Consider the following 25,527-nt stretch of genomic DNA (forward strand, 5'->3'; position numbering starts at 1 on the left):
CCGGACCTACCTTCGCCGCACCCGATCACTCCGAGCAACGAGGCAGGGAAGATGGTCCAGTACGCCGCACCGAACACCGAAGGCAGCGTCGTCAGCTTCGAGGCGCGCTACGACCACTACATCGGCGGCGAGTACGTGCCGCCGGCGAGCGGTCAGTACTTCGAGAACCCGACGCCGGTCACCGGGAAGACCTTCTGCGAGATCGCCCGCGGCAACGCCGAGGACGTCGAGAAGGCGCTCGACGCGGCCCACGGCGCGGCGCCGGCGTGGGCCGGACGTCGACCGAGGAGCGGGCGAACACGCTGCTCAGGATCGCCGACCGGATGGAGCGGAACCTCGAGGCCATCGCCGTCGCGGAGTCGTGGGAGAACGGGAAGCCGGTCCGCGAGACGCTGGCCGCCGACATCCCGCTCGCCATCGACCACTTCCGCTACTTCGCCGGTGCCCTGCGCGCCCAGGAGGGCGGCATCTCGCAGATCGACGAAAACACCGTCGCCTACCACTTCCACGAGCCGCTCGGCGTGGTCGGGCAGATCATCCCGTGGAACTTCCCGATCCTGATGGCGGTCTGGAAGCTCGCCCCGGCGCTGGCCGCGGGCAACGCCGTCGTGCTCAAGCCGGCCGAGCAGACGCCGGCCTCGATCCACGTGCTGATCTCGATCATCGGCGACCTGCTCCCGCCGGGGGTGCTCAACATCGTCAACGGCTTCGGCGTCGAGGCGGGCAAGCCGCTCGCGTCGAGCAGCCGCGTCCGGAAGATCGCGTTCACCGGCGAGACCACCACCGGCCGGCTGATCCTGCAGTACGCCAGCGAAAACATCATCCCGGTGACGGTCGAGCTCGGCGGCAAGAGCCCGAACATCTTCTTCGACGACGTCGCAGCCGCGAACGACGCCTTCTACGACAAGGCGCAGGAGGGCTTCGCGCTGTTCGCGCTGAACCAGGGCGAGGTCTGCACGTGCCCGTCGCGGGCGCTGATCCAGTCCGGCATCCACGACCGCTTCCTCGGCGACGCCGTCGAGCGCGTGCGCCGGATCAAGCAGGGGCACCCGCTCGACACCGAGACGATGATCGGCGCGCAAGCGTCGAACGACCAGCTCGAGAAGATCCTGTCCTACATCGAAATCGGCAAGCAGGAGGGCGCGGAGATCCTCACCGGCGGCGCCCGGACCGACCTCGGCGGCGAGTTGTCGGGCGGCTACTACGTCGAGCCGACGGTGTTCGCCGGCGACAACAAGATGCGGATCTTCCAGGAGGAGATCTTCGGCCCGGTCGTCTCGGTGACGAAGTTCGACGACTACGCGGACGCGCTGAAGATCGCCAACGACACGCTGTACGGCCTGGGCGCGGGCGTGTGGTCGCGTGACGGCAACGTGGCCTACCGCGCGGGCCGCGACATCCAGGCGGGCCGGGTGTGGGTGAACAACTACCACGCGTACCCGGCGCACGCGGCCTTCGGCGGCTACAAGGCGTCCGGCATCGGGCGGGAGACGCACAAGATGATGCTGGACCACTACCAGCAGACGAAGAACCTGCTGGTTTCGTACTCCGACCAGGCGCTCGGGTTCTTCTGATGACGCAGAGGGCCGACCTGACACCGGCCGCCGCGGCGCTGTTGCGGCGGCTGGTGTCGGACCACGGACCGGTGATGTTCCACCAGTCCGGCGGCTGTTGCGACGGCAGCGCCCCGATGTGCTACCCGGCGGGCGAGTTCCGCACGGGCGCCTCGGACGTGCTGCTGGGCCGGCTCGAGGTCGACGGCATCGAGCCGGTGCCGGTGTGGATGTCGGGGCCGCAGTTCGAGTACTGGAAGCACACGCACCTGACGATCGACGTGGTGCCCGGCCGGGGGAGCGGGTTCTCGCTGGAGGCACCGGAGGGGGTGCGGTTCCTGATCCGGTCCCGGCTGCTCACCGACGAGGAGTCGGCGGCGCTGGGCTGAAGACGGCCGAACTGTACGAACGGTCGTGCTACCTTCTCCCCATGAACGTCGACGGCGTGTTTGTGGGGGAACCGAGCGTCCTGGGGTACCGGCGGGAGCGCCCGGTGCTGAGCGCGATCACCAAGGCGCGGGTCACCGTGCCCGAGCTGGCACTGACCGAGCTCAACCTCGACGGCGACCGCCAAGCCGACCTGACCGTGCACGGCGGCGTCGACAAGGCCGTCTACGTCTACCCGGCCGCGCACTACCCGGCCTGGGCGGCCGACGGCGTCGGCGCCGAGCCGGGCGGGTTCGGTGAGAACGTTTCGCTGTCCGGGGTCACCGAGGACGACGTCCGGATCGGGGACGTCTGGGCCTGGGGTGACGCGCTCGTCCAGGTCTCGCAGCCGCGGCAGCCGTGCTTCAAGCTGGCCATGAAGACCGGGCGCAAGGACATCACGCCGCTGATGATCGACAGTGGCCGGTGTGGCTGGTACCTGCGCGTGCTGCGGCCCGGCACCGTGCCGACGGCCGGGCCCGTCGAGCTCGCCGAACGCTCCGACGGGCCGACGATCACCGAGGTCTACCTGATCTCCTTCGCCAACTACGGGCAGCTGCCCGAGGACAAGGTCGACGCGGCGCTGGACCTCGCCGACCGGGTGCTGGCCGCACCGGCGCTGTCGGCGGCCTACCGCGACGGCGTCCAGTCCACTGTGGACCGCTGGCGGGCGCGGCGTGCCGGGTGACGGCCGGGTTGCCCGCGGGGACGCGACCCGGCGCGTGGTGCTGCGGCGGGCCGTCGACGTCGCTTCGGTCGACGGCCTGGAGGGGCTCTCCCTCGGCCGGCTGGCCACCGAGCTGGAGCTGAGCAAGAGCGGGGTGTTCGCGCTCTTCGGCTCCAAGGAAGAACTGCAGCTCGCCACGATCGACGCCGCGCTGGAGATCTTCCGCTCGCACGTCGTCACCCCGGCGCGAGCGGTGGCGCCCGGGCTGCCGCGGCTGCGCGCGATCTGCGAGAAGTGGCTGGACTACTCGGCGAAGCGGGTCTTCCCCGGCGGCTGCTTCTTCTTCAACGTCGGCGCGGAGTTCGACGCGCGCCCGGGCCGGGTGCACGACGCGGTGGCCGCGGCGAGCGGCTCGTTCGCCGCCTTCATCTCCGAAACCGCGGCCGAAGCGGTCGCGCTCGGGCACCTCGACGCCGACGCCGAGGTGCTCGCGTTCGAACTCCACGCGCTGGGCCGCGCGGCCAACGCCGACGCCGTGCTCGACGGCGGAATCCGGCCCTATGAGCTGGCCCGGCGGGCGATCCGGGCGCGGCTGGGTGATCCGGTGCGGTAGTGGTCACGACGCCGGGTTTGCCGTTGACTTCCGCTGTGTGCCGTCCGTAAGATCGGTTTCGGTTCGGGGATTCGAGGCGGTCAAAAGCCGCCTTTTCAGGGGGATGAAACTGTGAAGAAGTTCGCGCGCCCGCTCGTCGCGGGTGCTCTTTCCGCTGCCGTTCTGCCGTTCGTTTCCGGAACCGCCGTCGCGGACGACGTGCCACCGCCGATCGTCGAAGAGTACGACTACCCCGGTGCCGACGCGATCTACGCGCAGTACCACATCCGGCTGCTCAAGGGTGACGGGCACATCCTGTTCACCGACTGCACCGCGACCGGCCCGCTGGTGAAGGTGTGGAGCCGGATCGCCGAGCGGTCCTACTTCTGCTTCCGCATCACCGGGGACTCCGGCTACCTGACGATGGACGTCCCGGACGTGTTCGCGATCACCGGTGACGCCCACGAGCTCAAGGCCACCGTGGTGATCAAGGGCACCGCCACGCCCACCGACGTCATCAAGAACACCTACACGCCGGTCGGCGAGGGCGTCGACCCGCAGAACGGCTTCACGCCGCTCGTCGAATTGCGGTCCGGCCGGTCCTGAGCCACGCCGGTCTGTTCCGCTGACCGGTATTCCACCCATTCGCGCGGTCCGGCCGCGGTGATTTGTCACGCGGCCGGTTCCGCGATTTCGTCGTGCCCAAAAAAGGGGGAGACGACAGATGAAATCGTTCCGCAGACCCGTGGCCGCCGTGCTGGCCGCCGTGGGTTTCCTGTCCGGGGTCACCGCGCTGCCCGCGGCCGCCGCCGAACCGGCGCCGCCGTCCGAACGGGTGCAGGCCCTCGACCAGCTCAAGACCGGCGGGCCCGGCGTCCAGGCCGCCGCCGAGCGGGCCCTGTGCGGCACCGACGCCGACGTGCACGCCTTCCTGACCGCCGGCTTGGCCGTCGCCGCCGAGCAGGACCTCCGGGTCCGCATCTCGCAGCTCGTGTCGCGGGCGGGCCCGGGGCTGCGGCGCGCGCTGCAGACCGCGGCCGGCGGCACGGTCCCGGAAATGCAGGCTTTCCTCGACACCGGCTGGCAGCAGCCGAGCCTCGACGACCTGCGCGTGCAGGTCACCCAGGCGCTCGCCGCCGGTGGTCCCGGTGTCAAGCGCGCCGCCCAGACGGCGCTGGCCGGTACCCCGGAACAGCAGCGCGAATTCCTCAGCACCGGCCGGGCGCGGGCGCAGGCGAGCGACGACCGCGTGCGCGTCACCCAGCTGATGGCCGCGGGTGGCCCGCAGGTCAAGCGGGCGGCGCAGATCGCGCTGGACGGCACCGACGAAGACGTCTCCCGCTTCCTCACCGCCGGCTACCCGGTGGCGGTCGCGCAGGACCACGAAACCCTGACCGTGGCCCAGCTCGCGGACCTCGCTTCGGACGCGCAGACGCGGGCCGCGGCCCAGACGGAGGCCGCGAAGGAGGCCGCCGCCCAGGCCGTGCAGGCCGCGGAGCTCGCCAAGCAGGCGGCGCAGCGGGCGGCCCAGGAGACCGAAGCCGCGCGCAACGACTCCCTGACCGCGGCCGCCGCGGCCGGCCGGGCGGCGGACGCGGCCCGGCGTGCGGCGGAGGCGGCCAAGACAGCGATCCGGGCGGCCTCCGCGGCCACCGAGTCGGCGCGGATCGCCGCGAGCGCGGCGTCCCAGGCGGCCACCGCCGCCGTGCAGGCCGGCCAGGCCGCGACCAACGCGCGCAACGCGGCCGCCGCGGCCGCCACGGACGCCGGCCAGGCGGACCGGGCCCGTCAGGCCGCGGTCGACGCCCGCCAGGTCTCGTGGAACGCCCGCAAGGCCGCCGACGCGGCCCGTGGTGCGGTCACCGCGGCCCTCGCCGCGGCCAGTGCGGCCAGCGCCGCCGCGTCGGCCGGCCAGAACGCCACCGCGGCCGGCGATGCCGCCGACGCGGCCGGCGGGTTCGCCGAGCAGGCCGGTGCGCAGGCCGACCGCGCTCGCCGCGCGGCCCAGCAGGCGAAGCGGCAGGCCGCCGAGGCGACCCGGGCGGCCAACGCCGCCACCGCGCTGGCGAACGAGGCGGTGGGGGCGGCGAACCAGGCCGCCGCGGCCGCGGATTCGGCCGCCGCGCACGCCGATGCGGCGGCCACCGCCGCCGAGGAAGCCGCCGCCCACGCCGGGGAAGCCGCGCACGCGGCCGAACGGGCCGAAGCCGCCGCGCGCGAAGCGGACACCGCCGCGAACGACGCGAAGACCGCGGCCGACACCGCCGCGACCGTCGCCGAGACCGCGCGCAAGGCCGACCTGGAGCGGCTGGCCCAGCAGGAGGCCCAGGAGACGGCCGAAGCCGAAGCGGCGAAGGACGCCGAAGCGGACGCCCAGGCGGACGCCACCTGGACCGCAGGAGAAGAAGCCAAGCTCGACGCCGAAACCCAGCGCCTGCTCACCGAAGCACGCGCTCCGGGCGCCGACGCCGCCCTGGTCACCCGCAACGGCCGCAAGGCCGCCGCGGGCCTGCGCAAGCTCGGTGGCCCGTTCACCCGCACCGCCGCGGAAACGGCGCTGACCGGCGACGACTTCGACGTCAAGGCGTTCGTCACCACCGTCCAGCCCGCCACCCAGGGCAAGGACGACCGGGCCAGCGTCGCGGCCATCGCGGCCTCGACCGCCCACCCGGCCGAAGCGACGACCGCGCGGACCGCGATGGTCGGCACCGACGCGCAGGTGCAGGACTTCCTGCGCAACCGCCGGTACCCGGGCAGCGAAACCGACGACCGGGTGCTCGCCACCCAGATCGTCGCGGCAGGCGGACCCGGTGTGCAGGCCGCGGGCCGCCGCGCCCTCGACGGCACCGCCGACGACGTCCGGGCGTTCCTGCGCACCGGGCAGTACACCGCCCGCGAGGCCGACGACCGGGTGCTGGCCACGCAGGCCGTCTCGACCGGCGGGCCGGAGGTGCGCGCTTCGGCGCGGGCCGCGCTGGCCGGGCCGGCGAGCGTCGTCCGGACGTTCCTGGAGTCCGGGCTGTACCGGGCGCGGCAGCGGGACGCGCTGACCGCCACCCACCGGGCCGAGGTCGCCGGGTACGTCGCCGACGCCGCCCGCTCGGCGGCGCTGGCCCGGCAGAACGCGGCCGAGGCGGCCAAGGCCGCCGCGGTGGCCCGTGGCGCGGCCGGCGACGCGGATCGCTACGCGCAGCAGGCCAAGGACTCCGCCGACCTGGCGAAGACCTACGCCGCGCAGGCCGCGGCGTCGGCACAGGACGCGAAGACGTCGGCGGACGCGGCGGTGCAGTCGGCGAACCAGGCCAAGCAGGCCGAGGCCGCCGCCCAGCAGGCGGCCCAGCAGGCGCAGCAGTCCGCGAACAAGGCACAGGCGTCGGCTTCGGACGCGGCGGCATCGGCGTCCGACGCGCGGACGGCGGCGGCCGACGCGGCGAAGTCGGCCGCGGACGCCAACCTCAGCCGCGACCAGGCGGTGCAGGCCGCGGCCGACGCCTTCCAGCGGACGATCGACCTGTACCTGCGGGAGATCGCCGAGGCCAATGGCGGCAGCCGTCCCGACATGAGCGATCCCGACGGGCACCCCTACAGCGACGACGAGGCGGGCCACCCGGCCTACCACGAACCGACGCCGTGGGAGCGGATCGGGCTGCAGGACTACATCAACATGCTCACCATGGAGCAGGGCGCGGCCGCGCTGTTCGTCTGCCACAACCGGCCGATCACCTGCGCCCTGTTCGACCACTGGGCCAAGGCGAGCGGTCAGGACTACGTGCTGAGCGCCGACCAGATGCGGGACTTCTACAGCGATCCGCAGTGGCAGGCCGAACTGAACACCCGGCTGGCGGCCTACGCCAACCAGGCCGCGGCCAAGTGCACCGGGCCGGTCGGCTCCACGTGCGCGCTGAAGCTGGACACGAACTGGCTCGGCTCGCAGTTCACGCAGGTGTCCGACCACATCTTCGCGTTGCACTCGTTCGAGTACCGCGTCACCGGCGACCTCACCGCGCGGGTGACCGGCAACGGCACGGTGCAGCTGACCGGCGGCTACCGCGTGGACCTGAAGAAGGCGTACAACTTCGACCCGGACAAGCCGCCGATCGAGGTGCACGGTGTTGACTACAATGTGAAGGACCTGGCGCAGATGCCGACCGTCGGCCTCGCGCGGGACTACACCGTGCAGGGCAGCACGAACCAGAACCTCGACATCGCGGGGCACCGATGAATCCGCAAGGAGTGCGATGCGTGCACGGCCGCTGACGGCCGTTCTCGGGCTCCTCGCCGCGGCCGCCGTGCTGGCCGGCTGCGGCGAGGAGCCCGACCCGCGGGCCTACCCGGGCAGTGAGAGCGGGGTGAGCTGGGAAGACGCCGCGGCGCGGTACCGGATCTCGCTCCCGGCGTGCCCGGTCGAGGGCTTCCGGTTCGACGTCCAGCCGCCGCTCACCGACCGGCTGGCGGTCACCTTCACCGCCCCGAAGTCCTGTGTGGACGGTTACCTGCGGCAGTACGGCGTCGACCCGGCGAACCCGCAGGGCGAGGTCGGGCCGCAGGACCCGCCGTTCGACGCCGGGGAGATGCGGCAGTTCGGGTGGGTGCTCGACCCGAACGTGCGGTACGACCTCTACTTCGGTTTCCACGCGCCGGACCGGTGGTCGACGTTCTGGGTGCTCGTCAAGCCGGGCCCGCAGGAAGTGGTCTACCTGCGCAGCAAGACCTTGGGCTGACCGCGGTGCGGGCCACCTCTCGCGAGGTGGCCCGCCCGGTCACTTCCAGTCGACCTGCGGGGAGCGGTAGAAGTTGATGCCCTGCGCCACCCAGCGCGGGCTCTGCTTCGCCAGCCGCACGCGGTAGGCGTCCCAGTTGTGCGTCGCCTTCGGGGACCAGCCGATCTCCGCGATGCCCGGCAGCCGCGGGAACGCCATGTACTCGATGTCGGCGCTGGTCCGGATGGTCTCGGTCCACAGCGGCGCTTCGACGCCCGCGATCTGGCTTTCGCCGACGCCGGTGACCAGCGACGCGGGATCCCAGTCGTAGCCGTCCTCGACCTCGATCAGCGCGGCCCAGTCCTGGCCCAGCGGGGTCTGCTCGGTGTACTTCATGTCGAGGTAGGCGAAGTTCGCCGGCGACATCAGGATCTTGCTGCCGCGCGCCGCGGCCGCCGCCACCGAGGGGTTGTCGCCGCCGAAGTCCCAGTACTGCGGGACCGCCGACGCGGGCGGGTCCGACTTCGCGATCTCGTGCCAGCCGGTGACCTTCTTGCCGTACTTGGCGACGATCGGCTGCACCTTCTTCTCGAACGCGAGGTAGTCCGCGGGCGGGGTCGAGTGTGCTTCGTCGCCGCCGATGTGCAGGTACGGGCCGGGGGTGATGGCCGCCAGCTCACGGACGACGTCCTCGACGAACTTGTACGTGATCGGCGAGGAGATGCACAGCGAGCTGTAGCCGACCTCGGTGTCCGTGCGGACCGGGACGGCCTTGCCGTCGCAGTTCAGCTCCGCGTACGTCGACTGCGCCGCGTTGGTGTGGCCCGGCATGTCGATCTCCGGGATCACCGTGATGTGCCGCGAGGCCGCGTACGCGACGATGTCCTGGTACTGCGCCTGCGTGTAGTAGCCGCCGGGATCGCCGTCGACGGCGGTCTTGCCGCCGACCGTGGCCAGCTTCGGCCAGCTCTTGATCTCGATCCGCCAGCCCTGGTCGTCGGCCAGGTGCAGGTGCAGCGTGTTGACCTTGTACTGGGCGATCTGGTCGACGTACCGCTTGACCTGGTCCGGCTTGAAGAAGTGCCGGGCGACGTCGAGCATCGCGCCGCGTTCGGCGAAGCGCGGGTAGTCGAGGATCGTGCCGCCCGCGACCGTCCACGTCCGGTGCTGCACCCGCTTCGCCTCGATCGCCGACGGCAGCAGCTGCCGCAGCGACTGCACGCCTTCGAAGAGCCCGTCGGCGGTGTTGGCGGTCAGCGTGACGCCGTCGCGCGTGACCTTCAGCCGGTAACCCTCGGTGCCGGTCCGCGGGTCGTGGCCCAGCTCCAGCGCGATCGCGGGCAGGCCGGCGGCGTGCGGCACGACCGGCAGCGGGTAGCCGGTGGCCGGGCGCAGCAGGCCGCGCAGGTAGTCCGCGACCTGGCCGGCGCCCCGGTCGGCGGTGATGACGGTGGCCGGCGTGAGCTTGAAGGTGCCGCGCGGGTCGGCCTTCGCGGAGACGGGTGCCGGCACGACGTCGGTCACGCTGCGTTCAGGAGCGGCCGGGGCCGCCGTGGCGGAAGCGGGCAGGCCGGCGGCCGTGAGACTCACGACGGCCGCGGTCAGAACGGCTCTGGACAAGCGCATCGAAGCACCTCCGGTCGGGGACTCCCTGCAAAGGTACAGACCAGCGGGTGCATTTGGAACAGCTCTTAACGAAGGGCGGCCCGGATGGCCTCCAGTACGCTCGGGTCCTCGATCGTGGAGGGCACCGCCTCGTCGCGGCCGTCGGCGATCGCGCGCATCGTCTTGCGCAGGATCTTCCCCGACCGCGTCTTCGGCAGCGCGTCCACAATGGACACGTCACGGAAGGCCGCGACCGGGCCGATGTCCCGGCGGACCATGGCCACGAGCTCCTCGCGCAGCTGCTCCGGCGTGATGTCCGCACCCGCTTTGAGCACCACGAACCCGCGGGGCAGCTGACCCTTGAGCTGGTCGGCGACGCCGATCACGGCGCACTCGGCGACCGCCGGGTGCGCGGCCAGCACGGCCTCCATCGAGCCGGTGGACAGCCGGTGGCCGGCGACGTTGATGACGTCGTCGGTGCGGCCCATGACGAACAGGTAGCCGTCCTCGTCGAAGTAGCCGGAGTCGCCGGTCAGGTAGAAGCCTTCGTAGCGTGAAAGGTAGGCCTCGCGGTACCGCTCGTCATCGCCCCACAGCGTCGGCAGCGAGCCCGGCGGCAGCGGCAGCTTCACCGTGATGGCGCCTTCGCGGCCGGCGGGGAGCTCCTCGCCGGCCTGGTCGAGGATCCGGACGTCCCAGCCGGGGACCGGCCTGGTCGCCGACCCCGCCTTGACCTCCATCGGCTCCAGGCCGCGCGGGTTGGCGGCGATCGGCCAGCCGGTCTCGGTCTGCCACCAGTGGTCGACGACCGGGACGCCGAGCTTCTCGTGCGCCCAGTGGTAGGTCTCCGGGTCGAGCCGCTCGCCGGCCAGGAACAGCGTCCGGAACTGCTTCAGGTCGTACTTCTCCAGCTCGCGGGCGTCCGGGTCGACCTTCTTGACGGCCCGCAGCGCGGTCGGCGCGGTGAACAGCGCCTGGACGCCGTGCTCGGCGATGACCCGCCAGAACGCGCCCGCATCCGGCGTGCCGACGGGCTTGCCTTCGTACATGACCGTCGTGGCGCCGACCAGCAGCGGCGCGTACACGATGTAGGAGTGGCCGACGACCCAGCCGACGTCGGACGCGGTCCACCAGACATCGCCGGGACGGATGTCGTAGACGGCCTCCATCGAGTAGGCGAGCGCGACGGCGTGGCCACCGGTGTCGCGGACGACGCCCTTGGGCTTCCCGGTCGTCCCGGACGTGTAGAGGATGTACAGCGGGTCGGTGGCCGCGACCGGCACCGGATCGGCCGGGTCGGCGCTCGCCGCCAGCTCGCGCCAGTCGAAGTGGCGGCCCGCGGTGGCCGGCGCCTGCTCCCGCTGCAGCATGACGACGTGGTCCGGCTGGTGCTCGGTCATCCCGAGCGCGGCCTCGACGATCGGCTGGTACTCGACGATCCGCGTCGGCTCGATGCCGCAGGAAGCGGCCAGGATGACTTTGGGCTTGGCATCCTCGATCCGCGCGGCCAGCTCCTTCGGGGCGAACCCGCCGAAGACCACCGAGTGCACGGCGCCGATCCGCGCGCAGGCCAGCATCGCGATCGCGGCCTCCGGCACCATCGGCAGGTAGACGATCACCCGGTCACCCTTCGTGACCCCGAGCGAGCGCAGCGCGCCAGCGAAGCGCGCGACGGTGTCGCGCAGCTCTTCGTAGCTGTATGTCCGTTGCTGTCCGGTCACGGGAGAGTCCCAGATCAGCGCGGCCTGGCTGCCGCGGCCGGCCTCGACGTGCCGGTCCAGCGCGTTGTACGACGTGTTCAGCTCGGCGCCGGGGAACCACCGGAAGAAGGGCGGGTTCGCGTCGTCCAGCGCCCGCTCCGGTGGCCTGGTCCAGCTGATCGACCGGGCCGCGGCCAGCCAGAACGCGTCCCGTTCGGCCAGGCTCCGCCGGTAGGCTTCGGAGTACGCGCCCATGCTCGGCTCCTTCGCGTCGGACGTTGCGCCGACCCCCATCATGGCGTGGGAGCGGCGCGGGCGCCGGATTCCGCGGGCGGGAAGACCCGGCAACCTCACGGAGCCCGGGAGCGTCCTAAGCTGGACCGCGGGAAAACGCCGCGTGTCGGCCACGAAGTGAACACGGACAGTGAGGGGAGCCCGGCGGTGAACGGACTCGCGAGCGCGTTGCTCTCGCTAGCCCATTCCTTGTTCGGCCCGGGCTTCTGCCCCGGCGAATGGGTTTGGGCCACGAGTGCGGCCGGCGCGCTCGTCGCGCTGATCCCCCCGGCAGGCGCGGTCGCCGTGTCGATCATCCGGAAGGGCACCGGCAACCGCTACGACGCCACCACGCTGGGCGTCTTCGGTGCGATCGGCGTGCTCACCGCGCTGGTGCTGCCGTGGCTGCTGTCGAACGGCGTGTCGGGGGTCTACCGGGCGGCGTTCTCGGGCGCGAAGTCCGGCCTGAGCAAGACCGAGCTGTCCTCGCTCAGCATCGACGGCGGCTGCTGGGTCGGCAGCCAGACCAAGTACCTCGGCGGCGGCCAGACCGTCTACGACGTGCTGTTCGCCAAGAACGGCAGCGACCTCCCGTTCATCGTCTACCTGATCGCCTTCGCGGTGCTGGGCGCCGGCTCGCTGTTCTTCGTGATGCTGCAGGGCCGCACGGCCTTCCGCCGCGGACCCAAGTGGCCGTCGCGGTTCTTCTGGATCCCGTTCGCCGCGATGCTGGTGTTCAGCGTCGGCATGGAGGCGAACACCGCGCTGCACTTCTGGCTCGGCTTCCTGCCGTTCAGCGTGCTGGGCCTGATCCCGGTCGCGATGGTGGGGCCGCCGCCGTGGTCGGTGATCAACCGGTCCGACCGCTCGGACGAGCCGCCGCCCCGCCGTCAGCTGGAGCCGCAGGGCCCGCCGCCGTCGCAGGTCCAGCCGCGCCCGACCCCGCCGCCTCCGCCGCCGCCCCCGGCCAACCGCGCGTACCCGAAGACGGCGCTGGCGTCCGCGCCCGAGCCGCCGTCCCCGCCGGGCGGCATGCTGGCCGCGGCGCCCGGCCCGATCCCGCCGCCGCCCGGCTCCCGCAACGCCGGCGGCAGCCGCTACCGCCGCGTCAAGCAGCTCGGCGCGGGCGGGTTCGGCACGGTCTGGCAGGCCGTGGACACCCAGCTGAACCGCACGGTCGCGCTGAAGATCGCGCACGCACCGGACCGCGACACGGCCGAGCGCATGCAGCGCGAGGCCCGTGCGCTGGCCGTGGTCAGCCACCCGAACTGCGTCAAGGTGTACGACCTCGCCGAGGAGCCGGACGGCCTGGCGCTGGTGATGGAGTACCTCGAAGGCCGTCCGCTGGCCGAGTTGGTCGACGGCCAGGGTCCGCTCGACGACGTCGCCGCGGGCCGCTTGTGGGCGACGATGGCGGGCGCACTGGCGGCGGCCCATGAGAAGGGTGTGCTGCACCGCGACATCAAGCCGTCGAACATCGTCCTCGACCCGAGCGGCCTGGCCCACCTGATCGACTTCGGCATCGCCCGCAGCCAGGGCGACTCGAAGATGACGGCGACCGGGATGATGATCGGCACGCCGGACTTCGTCGCCCCGGAGCAGGCGATGGGCGCGGCGGCCTCGCCGGCCTCGGACGCCTGGCAGCTGGCGGCGACGATCAGCTACGCCCTGTCCGGCCAGCCGCCGCGCGGAACCCGGGAGACGCCGATGGCGGCGCTGATGGCGGCAGCTCGGGCGGAGCCGGTGTCGCGGCTGCCGCAGCGGAGCGCACACGCCCGGTTGCTGGCGGCCTCGCTGGACCCGGAACCGCGCCGCCGTCCGACGTTGAACGCGGTGCGGCGTGAGGTCGAGGGCTGGCTGTCGCGGGCGGGCAAGTCCGCGGACGGCCCGGTGACGCGGGTGGTGCCGCGCCAGCCGGGGAGCCAGCTGCCGCGCCGCTAACCCGGCTTCACGGCCGAGAAGGTCACCAGCTCCTTCGGCCGCAACTCGACGTCGACCTGCTCGAAGCCCGCCTTTTCGAGGCGGGCAGACAGCGTGCCCGCGTCGACGACGTTCATCGTGTCGCCGATGTGCAGCAGCCGGAACCGGAGGTTGAGCTGGCCGTCGAAGCCGCAGTACGTTCCGCCCGGCCGCAGCACCCGCGCCGCCTCGGCGAAGATCGCGTCCTGCAGGTCCGCCGTCGGCACGTGGTGCAGCATCGTGAAGGAGGTGACGGCCGAGAACCGGCCGTCCTCGAACGGCATCTCCGCGCCGCTGCCCTCGACGACCTCGGCGCGGTCGCCGTACTGCACGCGCAGCAGTTCGCTCGACGCCGGGTCGATCTCCAGCACCGTCAGCTTCGGTACCAGGCCGAGCAGCACCTTCGTGGTGGCACCGAAACCGGGGCCGATCTCGAGGACGTCGTCGCCGAGGTCGCGCCGGCTCAGCCACGGCGTCAGGCGTTCTTCGACGGTGTTCGCCCACTTCTCCGAGCTGCAGATCTTGCGGTGGATCAGGTTCATCGGCATGCGTCCGACGCTATTCAGCTGCCGCAGTGGCCGGTAGCCGATAGCCTGCCAACCGATGTCGCGAACCGGCCAAGCGATGCTGATCGGCGAGTTCGACCTGCCCGCCGGCACCTGGTTCCCGTGGCACCAGCACCCGATCCACCAGCTGGTCTGGTCGGCTCGCGGCGTCGTCGCGGTCAACGCGGGCGACGCCGGGTGGGTGCTGCCGCCGACCCGTGCCCTCTGGATACCGGCCGGGATCCGGCACCGCACCGGCGCGCTCGGACGGGCGGCGCTGCGGGGCATCTACGCCGATCCGGCGCGCTCGCCGGTCTCCTGGCCCGAGCCGCGGATGGTCGTCGTCCGGCCGCTGCTGCGGGAGCTGCTGGAGTACCTGACCGGCGACGGCGTCGCCCCCGCGGCCCGGCTGCGCGCCGAGGCCGTCGCCTTCGACCTGCTGGAACCGCTGGACGTGGTGCCGATCGTGGTGCCGTCGCCGTCCGATCCGCGGGCCCGCGACGTCGAACGCGCGGTGCTCGCCGACCCGGCCGACCCCCGCACGCTCGCCGAGTTCGGCCGGGACGTCGGCGCCGCCGAACGGACGCTGGCGCGGATCTTCGTCCGCGAGTGCCGGATGCCGTTCGGGACCTGGCGCACGCAGGCGCGGCTGCGGGCGGCGCTCCCGCTGCTGGCTCAGGGCACGCCGCTGGAGACCGTCGCCCATCGGGTCGGGTACAGCTCGGCGAGCGCGTTCGTCGCCGCCTTCCGGCGGGCGGTCGGCGTCACGCCGGGGGCTTACTTCGCCGGCTGAGCTACCGCCAGGACGGCAGCCAGCGCTCGGCCTCCCACTGGCCGTTCGTGATCGCGATGCCGTTCAGGATCGGCCACAGCCAGGCGAAGTTCGCCACCACCAGCCCGACGTACAGCGACACCACGAGCAGCCCGGTCCCGCGTCGTTCGAACCCGCGCCGCGCGCTGCCCAGGATCTGGCCGAGGCACAGCGTCAGCCCGAGCACCAGGAACGCCGCCAGCGGGGTGGCGTAGAAGAAGTACATCTGACGGTCGATGTTGGTGAACCAGAAGGCGTACCCACCCAGGTAACCCACCAGCACGGCCGCGTAGCGCCAGTCCGCGCGGAAGATCGAGCGCCAGGCCGCCCAGCCGAGCATCGGGATCGCCAGCCACCACATCGCCGGGGTGCCGATCAGCATCGTCGCGCTGATGCAGCGGGCTTCGCCGCAGCCGGTGACTTCGCCGTTGTAGCTGTAGAGCATCGGGCGCAGGCCCATCGGCCACGTCCACGGCTTCGACTCCCACGGGTGCGGGTTGTCCTTGGGCGTGACCAGGGTTTCGTGGAAGTGCAGCACGTTGCCGGTGTAGTCACCGAGTGAGCGCAGCGCCGGCGGCACCCACGACCAGAAGCCCGGCGCGATGTCCTTGATCTCGGTGTAGTGCCGGTCGGTGGCCGTTTCGCTGGCGAACCAGGCCCAGTACGCGGCGAAGTACATCAGGAACGGGATGACCAGGATCGCCCAGAGCGCGGGCAGCACGTCCCGGCGGATCGTGCCCAGCCACGGCCGCTCGACGCCGGCCGCGCGGCGGGCCGCGACGTCGAAGAACACGCAGAGCAGGCCGAACGCGACGATGTAGTACAGCGCCGACCACTTGACGCCGAAGGTGAGCCCGATCATCAGCCCGGTCGCGAACCGCCACCAGCGGAAGCCGAGCTTGGGACCCCAGACGGACTCGTTGACCCAGCCCTCGCGGACCGCCGTCGCGAGCCGCTCGCGCACCTGGTCGCGGTCGACGAGCAGGCAGGCGAACGCGGCGAGCACGAACAGCGCGATGAAGATGTCGAGCATGCCCATGCGCGACTGCAGGTGCAGGACGCCGTCGCTGATCACCAGGATGCCGGCGATGCCGCCGAGCAGCGTCGAGCGGGTCAGGCGGCGGGCGACGCGGATGGTCAGCAGCACCATCAGCGTGCCGGCCAGCGCGGGCATGATGCGCCAGCCCCAGCCGTTGTAGCCGAACAGCCATTCGCCGATCGCGATCAGCTGCTTGGCCAGCGGCGGGTGGACGACCAGCTCGTAGCCGTAGTTGTCCTCGTAGCCGCCGTTGCGCAGCACCTGCCACGCCTGCGGCACGTAGTGCTTTTCGTCGAAGACCGGGCTGCCCTTGTCCGTCGGCACGCCGAGGTTCTGCAGGCGGACGATGCCGCCGATCAGCGTGAGCACGAGGGTGACGACCCAGCCGCGCAGCCGGTCGGTCGGCATGCCACGGCCGAGCAGGGTCAGCTCGCGGTCGGTGGGCGGCCGGAGCGCCTCGACCGGGTCCGGCCGGACGCTTTCGTCGTCGGGACGGGTCAGCACGGCGGTCACGGGGGCGATCCTACGGGCGAGGCAGGGCGTCCGTCGTCCGGATCCGCTGATCAGCCTAGGCTGGCCGGGTGACTTCCGGCCGCCTGATCCTCGCCGCCACCCCGCTCGGCGACGTCCGCGACGCTTCCCAGCGCCTGGCCTCGGCCCTCGCGGACGCCGACGTCATCGCGGCCGAGGACACCCGCCGGTTCCGCTCGCTGGCCACGGCGCTGGGCGCGACCCCGCGCGGCCGGGTGGTGAGCTTCTACGAAGACGTCGAGTCGGCGCGCCTGCCGAAGCTGCTGGAAGCGCTGCACGCGGGCGAGACGGTGGTCCTGGTGACCGACGCGGGGATGCCGAGCGTGTCCGACCCGGGCTTCCGCCTGGTGGCGGCGTGCGTGGCGGAGTCGGTGCCGGTGACGTGCCTGCCGGGCCCGTCCGCGGTGACGACGGCGCTCGCGTTGTCCGGGTTGCCGTGCGACCGGTTCTGCTTCGAGGGGTTCGCGCCCCGCAAGCCGGGCGAGCGGACTCGCTGGTTGACAGCGTTGCGCGACGAGCCACGGACGGCGGTGTTCTTCGAGTCCCCGCACCGGCTGGCCTCGCTGCTGGAGGACGCGGTATCGGTCCTGGGGGGTTCGCGACCGGCGGCGGTGTGCCGGGAGCTGACGAAGACGTATGAAGAGGTCAAGCGGGGTTCTTTGGAGGAGCTGGCCGCGTGGGCCGCGGAGGGGGTCCGCGGCGAGATCACGGTGGTGCTTTCGGGCGCCGAGCCGCGGTCGGTTTCGGTGGCGGACCTGGTGGGCGAGGTATCGGACCGCGTGGCGGCGGGCGAGCGCCTGAAGTCGGCGGCGGCGGAGGTCGCCGAGGCGGCGGGGGTGTCGAAGAAGGAGCTGTACGACGCCGTGCTGGCGGCCCGGGTCAAGTGAGCGCGATTCCGAACAGGATGAGCGGCTTCCCCGACGCCGTCCTGCACGCCCTGGAGCAGGCCGGGTGGCATCCCGGCCGTTGCCTCGACATCTCCGCGTGGGAGGCCGAGCTGGCGGCGGAGGGCTATCGCCTGCGCCCGGTCGCGGCGGGCGCGCTGCGCTCCTTCGGCGGGTTGCAGCTGCCGCCGGTGAACCGGGCCGGACCGAACTTCGCCAACGACGAACCGTTGACCGTGGACCCGATCGCGGCCGGTGCCGGGCACCACGAGCTGGCCCGCGAGCTCGCCTCGGAGCTCGGGGGCAACTGGTACCCGCTCGGGGAGTGGCTGAGCTCGGCCAGCGTCTTCGTCGAGGACTCCGGCCGGGTGGTGGCGACGGGCCTCGGTTGGCTGTGGGAACTCGGCGAATCGGTGGAGGAGGCGATCGTGTTCGCGTTGACCGCGCACCGGCCGCTGACGTCCCTGCGGGTCGTGGCCCCCGGCGCGCCGCCTTGGCCGCCGGGCCCGGTCAAGTGAGCAGCGCGGTCACCGCGGCGTGCGCCTTCGCCGCGTCCGGGGCGTCTCCGGTGATCACGTCCGTGTACACGAACGACTCACCGATCCGCACCAGCAGGTAGGCCAGGTCCGGCACCGGCAGCGGCGGCACCAGCCGCCCCGCGTCGACTTCGCCCTCCAGCAGGGTCACCAGCTTCTCCGTCGTGCGTCGCTGGCAAACGCTTGCGCGGGTGGTCAGCAACCTCAGTGCGCGCTCCGGCTCGCGGCGCAGGAAGTCGCGGAACGGGGGTGATTCGTTCGCGAACCGGACGTAGCCGCTCACGAAGTCCGCGATCCCGGCGGCGCCACGGCCGACGCACGACGGCCACAGGTGGGCGATCGTGACCTCCGAAAGCGACCACAGGATCTCGCCCAGCAGCAGGTCGCGCGAGCCCACCCGCCGGTGCAGCGTCGCGCGGCTGATCGATCGCGCCTGGGCCAGCTCTCCCATGTCGACGCGGCGGCCGGCGAGGAACCAGTCACGGGCGAGCTCGAACTCCTGAGACATATGCCAGAATGTCTCACAACCACGACGGAGAGGGAACGCGACATGCGCGCAGTGCAGGTGACCGAGTTCGGTGGACCCGAGGTGCTCACCCCCGTCGAGCTGCCCGATCCGGTGGCCGGGCCCGGCGAGGTGCTGATCGACGTCGAGCGCATCGGCGTCAACTACGCCGACACCCACCAGGCGGAAAACTCCTACCTCGCGCCGTCGCAGCTGCCGCTCGTCCCGGGTGGTGAGGTGGTCGGGACCCACGACGGCAAGCGCGTCGTCGCCCTGCTCAACGGTGGTGGCGGGTACGCCGAGAAGGCCGTCGCCCCGGCCGCGACCACCTTCCCCGTCCCCGAGGGCATCGACGACCTCACCGCGCTGTCCCTGCTGGTCCAGGGCACGACCGCCTGGGTGCTGCTCCGCAAGAACGCCCACCTGGCCGAAGGCGAATCGGTCGTCGTGCACGCCGCGGCCGGTGGGGTCGGGACCATCGCCGTCCAGCTGGCCAAGGCCTGGGGCGCCGGCCGCGTCATCGCCACCGCCAGCAGCGAGGAGAAGCGCGCGCTGGCCATCGAACTCGGCGCGGACGTCGCCATCGACTCGCGCGCCGAGGACATGACAGCCGCCCTGATCGAGGCGAACGACGGCCGCCGCGTCGACGTCGTGCTCGACATGGTCGGCGGGACGACCACCGACCAGAGCATCGCCGCACTGGCCCCCTTCGGGCGGCTGGCCTTCTACGGCATGGCGGGCCGCGAGAGCCCGAAGCCGGTCGAGCTGCGCAACGTCCTCGGCCACAGCACCACGATCAGCGGCATGTGGCTGCCGCACGTCTTCCGGCTGCCCGGCAACGTCTTCGGGACCGCGCTGACCGAGCTGTTCGACCTGGTGCTGGCGGGCAACCTCAAGGCCATCCCGGGCGGCGAGTACGCGCTGTCGGACGCCCGCGGTGCGCACGAGGCCCTGCGCTCGCGCAAGACCGTCGGCAAGCTACTGCTCGACCCCGGCAAGTAGGCGTTCCAGGGGTGCCGCCTTGTGGAGGCACTCCTGCCACTCCAGTTCCGGGTCCGAATCCGCCGTGATGCCGCCGCCCACGCCCAGGGAGATCGTGCCGGCAGCGATCTCGAACGTCCGGATCGCCACGTTCAGCTCCAGCCCGGCCGCCGGGGACAGCAGCCCGATCGCGCCCGTGTAGACCCCGCGGCCGCACGGCTCCAGCTCGGCGATCAGGTCCAGCGCGCGGATCTTCGGCGCGCCCGTCACCGACCCCGGCGGGAACGTCGCCGCCAGCAGGTCTTCGGAAGTGACCGACGGGCGCAGCACGCCCGTCACCGTCGAGTCCAGGTGCCAGACGCCGGGCGCCGGGCGGACCTGCAGCAGCGACGGCACCGTCACCGACCCGACCTCGCACACCCGGCCGAGGTCGTTGCGCACCAGGTCGGTGATCATCACGTTCTCCGCCACGTCCTTCGTGGACCGGCGCAGCAGCACCGCGTTCCCGTCGTCGGCGGGCCCGCGGCGGGGGAGCGTCCCCTTGATCGGCGTCGACCGCACCGAACGCCCGTGCCGCGCGAGGAACAGCTCCGGCGAGAACGACACCACCGATCCCCACGAGCCCGCGAGGAACGCCGCCCGGCGGGGCGCCAGCGAGGACACCCCGGCCGAGAACAAGGCGGCGGCCGAGCCGGAGAACGAGCCCGTGAACCGCGAGCAGATGTTCGCCTGGAACAGCTCCCCGGCCTCGATCGCGTGCACGCACGCCTTCACCGCGTCCCGGTGTTCCGACGGCAGCGGGCGCCGCAGCGGCCCTGCTGTCCACGACGACGGCGGGACGGGCGACGCCAGCAGGGATTCCATTGTGGACACCGAGGGGCCGCCGCCGTCCAGCGACTCCAGGTGGCACGTGCCCGCGGCGGACCACCGCAGCACGTGGTCCGCCCAGCCCCACGCCGACGCGGGCAGTGCCCCCGTCCGGCCCGAGGGGTCGGCCAGGTCGTAGGCCAGGTACCCGAACCAGCCGCCCCCGATCACCCCCGGCGGCGCGTCGGCCTCCCCAGCGGACGGGAACCCGCCCGGGACGACCTCGAGCGAAGGCGCGATCACCGCCTCGGAAGAGAACCAGTCGCCCGAGAGCATCGCGGGTGGCGGCAGCCCGCGTGAAGCCGCGTGGTGAGCCAGTACCGAAAAAGCGCGTGCGGGCGTGACATTCGTCCGGATCGGGGTGCTCGTCACGCGCATGGCGACATACCACCACACGTCAGAGCAGCAGGTCACCCAATGTGAACGGGTACACGACGGCGTTCTGCTCCACCGGCGCCGCGATGCCCGGGACGTCGGGGGCGTACGCGTGCTGGTGCACCCCGAGCCGTGAGTGGAACCAGCCGGCCCGCCCCGGGATGCCGTTGTGGCGGACCAGCCACAGCACGACCTCGCTGTCGGCCCAGCGGTCCGGGTGCAGGCGGTGCTGCCAGCAGTCGTAGTCGGCGTAGACCAGCACCCGTTCGATGCGGGCCGCGTGCCGGACGTGCTTGATCCACGCCTTGACGAACCGGTCGTCGACGCTGGGGGCCGCCACCTCCAGCGCCGGGGCGAGCGAGCCGGTGGCGAACGCGCCGAGCCGGCTCGCCGTCCGCACGAAGAAGTCCGCCTGGTCGTGGACCGCGCCGGGCCGGGCGTAGTGGCGCCCACCCGCGTGCAGCCCGGCTTCCTGCGCGCCGGCCAGGTTGCGCTCCGCGGCGGGGTTGCTCCAGTTGACGTTCTCGCTGATCGTCACCGACACGAACCGGGTCTGCGCGGCCCGCACGGCCTGCCAGTCGGCCACCTGCTCGCGGTGCGACAGCGAAATGCCGAGTTCACTCTCCGGCTCTGTCACGGTCCGCCCCCGGCGCGTCGGTGGAGAGCACACCATACGTCGCCGGAGACGGACCCGCAGTGACACACACCGTGTTGATCAGGCGTTTTCGCGTTGGAACGTCCGTGTTCCCCACCACAGGGACAACACGGCCATCACCAGCACCACGACACTGCCCGTGAACAGGGCGTCCATCGAGAAGTCGCCGCCGAAGCTGTGCCGCTCGACGTCCACGACGTGCCGGAACGGGTTGATCCGCGAAACCGTGTAGAGCCAGTCCGGCGCCCGCCCGGCGGTGATCGGCAGCAGGATCCCGGAGAGCAGCAGCAACGGGATGAGCACCGCGTTGAGCAGGGCGGGGAACGTCTCCTCGCTTTTCAGCGTCAACGCCAGCGCGTAGGAGCACGACGCCAGCGACACCGCCAGCAGGAACACGATCACCAGGCTCAGCAGCACGCCGCCGATGGGCGCGTCCAGCGGGAACACCAGCTCGGCCAGCACGATGATCAGCACGGCCTGGACCACGGCCTGCAGCGCGTTGGCCAGCACCTTGCCCAGCAGCAGCGCGACCCGGCTGACCGGCGTCACGCGGAACCGCTCGACGACGCCGGAGCGAAACTCGGCCAGCAACCCGAAGCCGACGAACGAGCTGCCGAACAACGCCAGCTGGGCGATCAGCGCGGGGGTGAGCAGCATCCAGCCGTCCATTTCGGACAGGCCCTGGTCCTGCACGGTCCGGACCATCAGCGGCCCGAACAGGAACAGGTACAGCAGCGGCTGCATGATCCCGATCAGCACCCAGGTCGGGTTGCGGAGAGCCGCGGTCATTTCGCGGCGGAAGATCAGCCAGGTGTCACGCAGCACGGCCCGCCTCCTCCGCTTCCCGCAGCGAACGCCCGGTCAGGGTCAGGAAAACGTCGTCGAGCGTGGGCCGGTGCACCTGGACCGAGAGCATCGCGATGCCCTTGGCGTCGAGTGCCCGCAGCAGCTCCGGCAGCGCGACGTCGCCGCGCGGCACCCGGAACCGGACTTCGCCGCCGTCGACGGACAGCTCCTGCGCGCCGGCGAGCCGCCCGGCGATCTCGGCGGCGTCCGTGGCCTGCCCGGGGTCAACGCCGACCTCGACGCGGTCGCCGTTGACCCGCGCCTTGAGCGCGTCCGGCGTCCCTTCGGCGACGATCCGGCCGTCGTCGATGACGATCAGCCGGTCCGACAGCGCGTCGGCCTCGTCCAGGTAGTGGGTGGTGAGGAAGACGGTGACGCCCTGCTCGGCGCGCAACCGGCGGATGTGGTCCCACAGGTTGGCGCGGCTCTGCGGGTCGAGGCCGGTCGACGGCTCGTCGAGGAACACCAGGCCGGGCGAGTGGATCAGCCCGAGCGCGATGACGAGCCGGCGCCGCTGGCCGCCCGACAGCGTCTTGGTCAGCCGCTGGTCCAGCCCGGTCAGGTCGAGCTGCTCGGCGAGCTCGGCGCCGCGCGCGAGCGCGTCGGCCTTGCTCATCCGGTAGAGCCGGCCCTGCAGCTCCAGCTCGTCGGCGACCTTGCTCTCGGGCGCGGTGCCGCCGCCCTGGGCGACGTACCCGATGCGCTTGCGCACGCCCAGCGGGTCGGCCAGCAGGTCACAGCCGCCGACGGTCGCAGTGCCCGAGGTCGGCTTCAGCAGCGTGGTCAGCATGCGCAGCGTGGTCGTCTTCCCGGCGCCGTTGGGCCCGAGGAAGCCGACCAGCTCACCCGCTTCGACATCGAGGTCGACGCCTTTCACCGCGTGGACCTCGCCCCCAGTGCGGCCCTTGCGGCGGAACCGCCGCTCGAGACCGCGTGCCGTGATCATCGAATCCCCTCTCGAAGGTAGTCAAACTTGACTAGCGCTACCGCACACTCTGCCTCAAGACGGTCGGCTAGTCAAACTTGATTACCAGGACGGGGGTGTGCCGAACGCGTCGTCGCTCTCGTCGGACATGACGTACTCGCCCGCTTCGAGCCGGGCGATCAGGCCCTGCAGCCAGGACAGGCTCGCGTCGGTGATGCCGCCCCACAGCCGGTACAGCTCGCCGACGTGTGCCGGTGTGCCCAGTTCCATGCTCGCCTTCACCTCGTCGAGCATCAGCTTCGCCTGCCGCTGCTCGGCCTCCAGGTGCACGAGCCGGTGCCGGAGCAGGTTGATCACGCGGGCGCGCGGGAACGACGTCATCAGGGAAATCCCGGCCGACAGGTCCGGGTGGTTGAGCTCGGGATCGGACAGCGCCTTGGACAGCAGGACCTGGTACTCCTGCTCGCCCTCGCCGGTGAGCCGGTAGGCGATCCGGTCCGGGCCGCCCTCGCCCGGCTCGACGTCGACCTGCTCCAGCAGGTCCTCGGCCGTCATCTTCTTCAGCGCGTGGTAGATCGACCCGGGCTGGACGTTGGCCCACTTGTCCGCCGACCAGCTGAGCAGCTCGCGCCGCACCTGGTAGCCGTGCGCACGGCCGTACATCCGCACCACCCCGAGCACGAGCAGCCGTGTCGCCGACAACCGGGGCCTCCCTCCCGACAAAGCGCGTGACGCCCTCCGTAGGCTAATAAGGTATGAGCACCCCTGTGTTGACCGCGGTGGCCTGGCCCTACGCCAACGGCCCCCGCCACATCGGCCACGTGTCCGGATTCGGCGTCCCGTCCGACGTCTTCTCCCGCTACCAGCGAATGGCCGGCAACCGGGTGCTCATGGTGTCCGGGACCGACGAACACGGCACCCCGATCACCGTCCAGGCCGACAAGGAGAACTCCACCCCGCAGCAGACGGCGGACAAGTACACCCGCCAGATCGGCAACGACCTGCAGGGCCTCGGCCTGTCCTACGACCTGTTCACCCGCACCACCACGGGCAACCACGCCGAGGTGACGCAGCAGATCTTCCTGGCGCTGCACCGCAACGGCTACGTCGTGCCCAAGACCACGCGCGGCGCGATCAGCCCGTCCACCGGCCGCACGCTGCCCGACCGCTACGTCGAGGGCACCTGCCCGATCTGCGGGTACGACGGCGCCCGCGGCGACCAGTGCGACAACTGCGGCAACCAGCTCGACGCCGCGGAGCTGATCAACCCGAAGTCGCGGATCAACGGCGAGACGCCGAAGTTCGTCGAGACCGAGCACTACTTCCTCGACCTGCCCGCGTTCACCAAGACCCTCGGCGACTGGCTGGCCACCAAGACCGACTGGCGCCCGAACGTCCTCAACTTCACCAAGAACCTGATCGACGACATGCGGCCCCGGCCGATCACCCGCGACCTCGACTGGGGCGTCAAGATCCCCCTCGACGGCTGGCGCGACCAGCCGCTGAAGCGGTTCTACGTCTGGTTCGACGCGGTGATCGGGTACTTCTCGGCCAGCGTCGAGTGGGCCCGGCGCTCCGGCAACCCGGACGCGTGGCAGGAGTGGTGGAACAACGCCGACGCCCGGTCGTACTACTTCATGGGCAAGGACAACATCACCTTCCACGCCCAGATCTGGCCCGCCCTGCTGTTCGGGCACAACGGCGAGGGCGACAAGGGCGGCGAGCCGGGCAAGTACGGGAAGCTGCACCTGCCGGACGAGATCGTCTCCAGCGAGTTCCTCACCATGAGCGGCTCGAAGTTCTCCACTTCGCGCGGGCGCGTCATCTACGTCGAGGACTTCCTGCGCGACTTCGGCCCGGACACGCTGCGGTACTTCATCTCGGTCGCCGGCCCGGAGACCCAGGACACCGACTTCACCTGGGACGAGTTCGTCCGCCGGACCAACTTCGAGCTGGCCAACGAGTGGGGCAACCTGGTCAACCGGTCCATCTCGATGGCGCACAAGAACGTCGGCGCCATCCCGCGCCCGGAGGCCCCGACGGCGGCCGACGAAGAGCTGAAGGCGTTGTCGCGCAAGGCGTTCGACACCGCGGGCGGGCACCTGGCCCGGTCCCGGTTCAAGCTGGCGGCGGCCGAGGCGATGAAGGTCGTCACCGCGGCCAACAAGTACATCTCCGACCAGGAGCCGTGGAAGCTCAAGGACGACCCGACGCGGCGCGACACCGTGCTGCACACCGCGCTGCAGGTCGTGAGCGACGCCAACACGCTGCTGACGCCGTTCCTGCCCCACTCGGCGCAGAAGGTGCACGAAGCCCTCGGCGGCACCGGCGTCTGGGCCGCCCAGCCGGAGCTCAAGGAGGTCGAGGACCTCGACATCGACGGCCGGATCAACCCGATCCTGACCGGCGACTACGCGGCCGAGCAGGCCAAGTGGGAGTCGACGCCGATCGAGGTCGGCAAGCCCCTGCAGAAGCCGTCGCCGCTGTTCACCAAGCTCGACCCGGCGCTCGGCGAGACCGGTCCGGAGTGGGCGCCGATCATCAAGGAGTGA

General features: G+C 71.8%; 22 protein-coding genes and 1 pseudogene. 13 read left to right on the top strand and 10 right to left on the bottom strand.

The window, feature by feature from the left end:
* Positions 1-51 precede the first annotated feature (51 nt).
* The 7 genes and pseudogenes from adh to HUT10_RS33115 all read left to right on the top strand — a co-directional run bounded on the left by adh (position 52) and on the right by HUT10_RS33115 (position 7,959).
* Positions 52-1,574 (top strand): annotated as a pseudogene (adh, locus tag HUT10_RS33085) (aldehyde dehydrogenase).
* The gene (locus tag HUT10_RS33090; RefSeq protein WP_176174772.1) at positions 1,574-1,942 is read left to right on the top strand and encodes a DUF779 domain-containing protein; all 369 of its coding nucleotides are present in this window, start codon (positions 1,574-1,576) and stop codon (positions 1,940-1,942) included. The pseudogene adh and the gene HUT10_RS33090 overlap by 1 nt, the downstream one beginning before the upstream one ends.
* 41 nt (positions 1,943-1,983) lie before the next feature.
* Complete coding sequence (locus HUT10_RS33095) at positions 1,984-2,667, top strand: MOSC domain-containing protein (protein WP_176174773.1); 684 nt, start codon at positions 1,984-1,986, stop codon at positions 2,665-2,667.
* Entirely contained in the window at positions 2,657-3,259 is a 603-nt protein-coding gene (locus HUT10_RS33100; RefSeq protein ID WP_176174774.1) for a TetR/AcrR family transcriptional regulator, read from the top strand. The genes HUT10_RS33095 and HUT10_RS33100 overlap by 11 nt, the downstream gene beginning before the upstream one ends.
* A gap of 111 nt (positions 3,260-3,370) precedes the next feature.
* Positions 3,371-3,844, top strand: coding sequence for a hypothetical protein (locus HUT10_RS33105; RefSeq protein ID WP_176174775.1), 474 nt, complete (start codon positions 3,371-3,373; stop codon positions 3,842-3,844).
* 118 nt (positions 3,845-3,962) lie between these two features.
* Complete coding sequence (locus tag HUT10_RS33110; protein ID WP_176174776.1) at positions 3,963-7,460, top strand: ALF repeat-containing protein; 3,498 nt, start codon at positions 3,963-3,965, stop codon at positions 7,458-7,460.
* Between the two features lie 16 nt (positions 7,461-7,476).
* Complete coding sequence (locus HUT10_RS33115) at positions 7,477-7,959, top strand: hypothetical protein (protein WP_176174777.1); 483 nt, start codon at positions 7,477-7,479, stop codon at positions 7,957-7,959.
* Between the two features lie 39 nt (positions 7,960-7,998).
* Here HUT10_RS33115 and HUT10_RS33120 read toward each other — a convergent pair whose 3' ends face one another.
* Positions 7,999-9,564 carry a beta-N-acetylhexosaminidase gene (locus HUT10_RS33120; RefSeq protein WP_176174778.1) on the bottom strand — a complete coding sequence of 522 codons (1,566 nt, stop codon included), beginning with the start codon at positions 9,562-9,564 and terminating at the stop codon, positions 7,999-8,001.
* A gap of 65 nt (positions 9,565-9,629) precedes the next feature.
* Positions 9,630-11,498: a propionyl-CoA synthetase gene (locus HUT10_RS33125; RefSeq protein WP_176174779.1), complete on the bottom strand. Its 1,869-nt coding sequence runs from the start codon at positions 11,496-11,498 to the stop codon at positions 9,630-9,632.
* Between the two features lie 186 nt (positions 11,499-11,684).
* On the opposite strand from HUT10_RS33125, the gene HUT10_RS33130 reads away from it, so the two are divergent.
* The gene (locus tag HUT10_RS33130) at positions 11,685-13,457 is read left to right on the top strand and encodes a serine/threonine-protein kinase (RefSeq protein WP_176174780.1); all 1,773 of its coding nucleotides are present in this window, start codon (positions 11,685-11,687) and stop codon (positions 13,455-13,457) included.
* Here the strand turns inward: HUT10_RS33130 and HUT10_RS33135 are convergent.
* Positions 13,454-14,023 (bottom strand): class I SAM-dependent methyltransferase, encoded by a 570-nt coding sequence (locus HUT10_RS33135; protein ID WP_176174781.1) that lies wholly within the window; start codon positions 14,021-14,023, stop codon positions 13,454-13,456. The two genes, HUT10_RS33130 and HUT10_RS33135, sit on opposite strands and share 4 nt — an antisense overlap.
* A gap of 76 nt (positions 14,024-14,099) precedes the next feature.
* Between HUT10_RS33135 and HUT10_RS33140 the strand changes: the two genes are divergently transcribed.
* A complete protein-coding gene (locus HUT10_RS33140) occupies positions 14,100-14,813 on the top strand; it encodes a helix-turn-helix domain-containing protein (RefSeq protein ID WP_176178139.1) in 714 nt (237 codons plus the stop codon).
* 1 nt (position 14,814) lies between these two features.
* Here the strand turns inward: HUT10_RS33140 and HUT10_RS33145 are convergent, their stop codons facing one another.
* Entirely contained in the window at positions 14,815-16,383 is a 1,569-nt protein-coding gene (locus HUT10_RS33145; RefSeq protein WP_176174782.1) for a dolichyl-phosphate-mannose--protein mannosyltransferase, read from the bottom strand.
* 68 nt (positions 16,384-16,451) lie between these two features.
* Here HUT10_RS33145 and rsmI point away from each other — a divergent pair, with 68 nt between their 5' ends.
* Positions 16,452-17,288 (top strand): 16S rRNA (cytidine(1402)-2'-O)-methyltransferase, encoded by an 837-nt coding sequence (gene rsmI, locus HUT10_RS33150; protein ID WP_176174783.1) that lies wholly within the window; start codon positions 16,452-16,454, stop codon positions 17,286-17,288.
* Between the two features lie 17 nt (positions 17,289-17,305).
* Entirely contained in the window at positions 17,306-17,803 is a 498-nt protein-coding gene (locus tag HUT10_RS33155; RefSeq protein ID WP_176174784.1) for an SUKH-3 domain-containing protein, read from the top strand.
* Here HUT10_RS33155 and HUT10_RS33160 read toward each other — a convergent pair.
* The gene (locus HUT10_RS33160; protein WP_176174785.1) at positions 17,796-18,329 is read right to left on the bottom strand and encodes a QsdR family transcriptional regulator; all 534 of its coding nucleotides are present in this window, start codon (positions 18,327-18,329) and stop codon (positions 17,796-17,798) included. The genes HUT10_RS33155 and HUT10_RS33160 overlap by 8 nt on opposite strands.
* Positions 18,330-18,371: 42 nt before the next feature.
* Between HUT10_RS33160 and HUT10_RS33165 the strand changes: the two genes are divergently transcribed.
* Positions 18,372-19,328, top strand: a complete 957-nt coding sequence (locus tag HUT10_RS33165; protein WP_176174786.1) for a zinc-binding dehydrogenase — start codon at positions 18,372-18,374, stop codon at positions 19,326-19,328.
* Here the strand turns inward: HUT10_RS33165 and HUT10_RS33170 are convergent.
* The 5 genes from HUT10_RS33170 to HUT10_RS33190 form a co-directional block, all read right to left on the bottom strand.
* Positions 19,305-20,552, bottom strand: a complete 1,248-nt coding sequence (locus tag HUT10_RS33170; protein ID WP_176174787.1) for an aminodeoxychorismate synthase component I — start codon at positions 20,550-20,552, stop codon at positions 19,305-19,307. The genes HUT10_RS33165 and HUT10_RS33170 overlap by 24 nt on opposite strands.
* A gap of 19 nt (positions 20,553-20,571) precedes the next feature.
* Positions 20,572-21,186, bottom strand: a complete 615-nt coding sequence (locus HUT10_RS33175) for a glycoside hydrolase family 25 protein (protein ID WP_176174788.1) — start codon at positions 21,184-21,186, stop codon at positions 20,572-20,574.
* A 78-nt stretch (positions 21,187-21,264) separates the two neighbouring features.
* Entirely contained in the window at positions 21,265-22,029 is a 765-nt protein-coding gene (locus HUT10_RS33180) for an ABC transporter permease (RefSeq protein WP_176174789.1), read from the bottom strand.
* The gene (locus tag HUT10_RS33185; RefSeq protein WP_176174790.1) at positions 22,019-22,996 is read right to left on the bottom strand and encodes an ATP-binding cassette domain-containing protein; all 978 of its coding nucleotides are present in this window, start codon (positions 22,994-22,996) and stop codon (positions 22,019-22,021) included. Before HUT10_RS33185 ends, HUT10_RS33180 begins: the two co-directional genes overlap by 11 nt.
* 81 nt (positions 22,997-23,077) lie before the next feature.
* Positions 23,078-23,677 carry a PadR family transcriptional regulator gene (locus HUT10_RS33190; protein WP_176174791.1) on the bottom strand — a complete coding sequence of 200 codons (600 nt, stop codon included), beginning with the start codon at positions 23,675-23,677 and terminating at the stop codon, positions 23,078-23,080.
* A gap of 53 nt (positions 23,678-23,730) precedes the next feature.
* Between HUT10_RS33190 and metG the strand changes: the two genes are divergently transcribed.
* Entirely contained in the window at positions 23,731-25,527 is a 1,797-nt protein-coding gene (metG, locus tag HUT10_RS33195; RefSeq protein WP_176174792.1) for a methionine--tRNA ligase, read from the top strand.

The sequence above is a fragment of the Amycolatopsis sp. Hca4 genome, from assembly GCF_013364075.1.
Taxonomy (GTDB): Bacteria; Actinomycetota; Actinomycetes; order Mycobacteriales; family Pseudonocardiaceae; genus Amycolatopsis.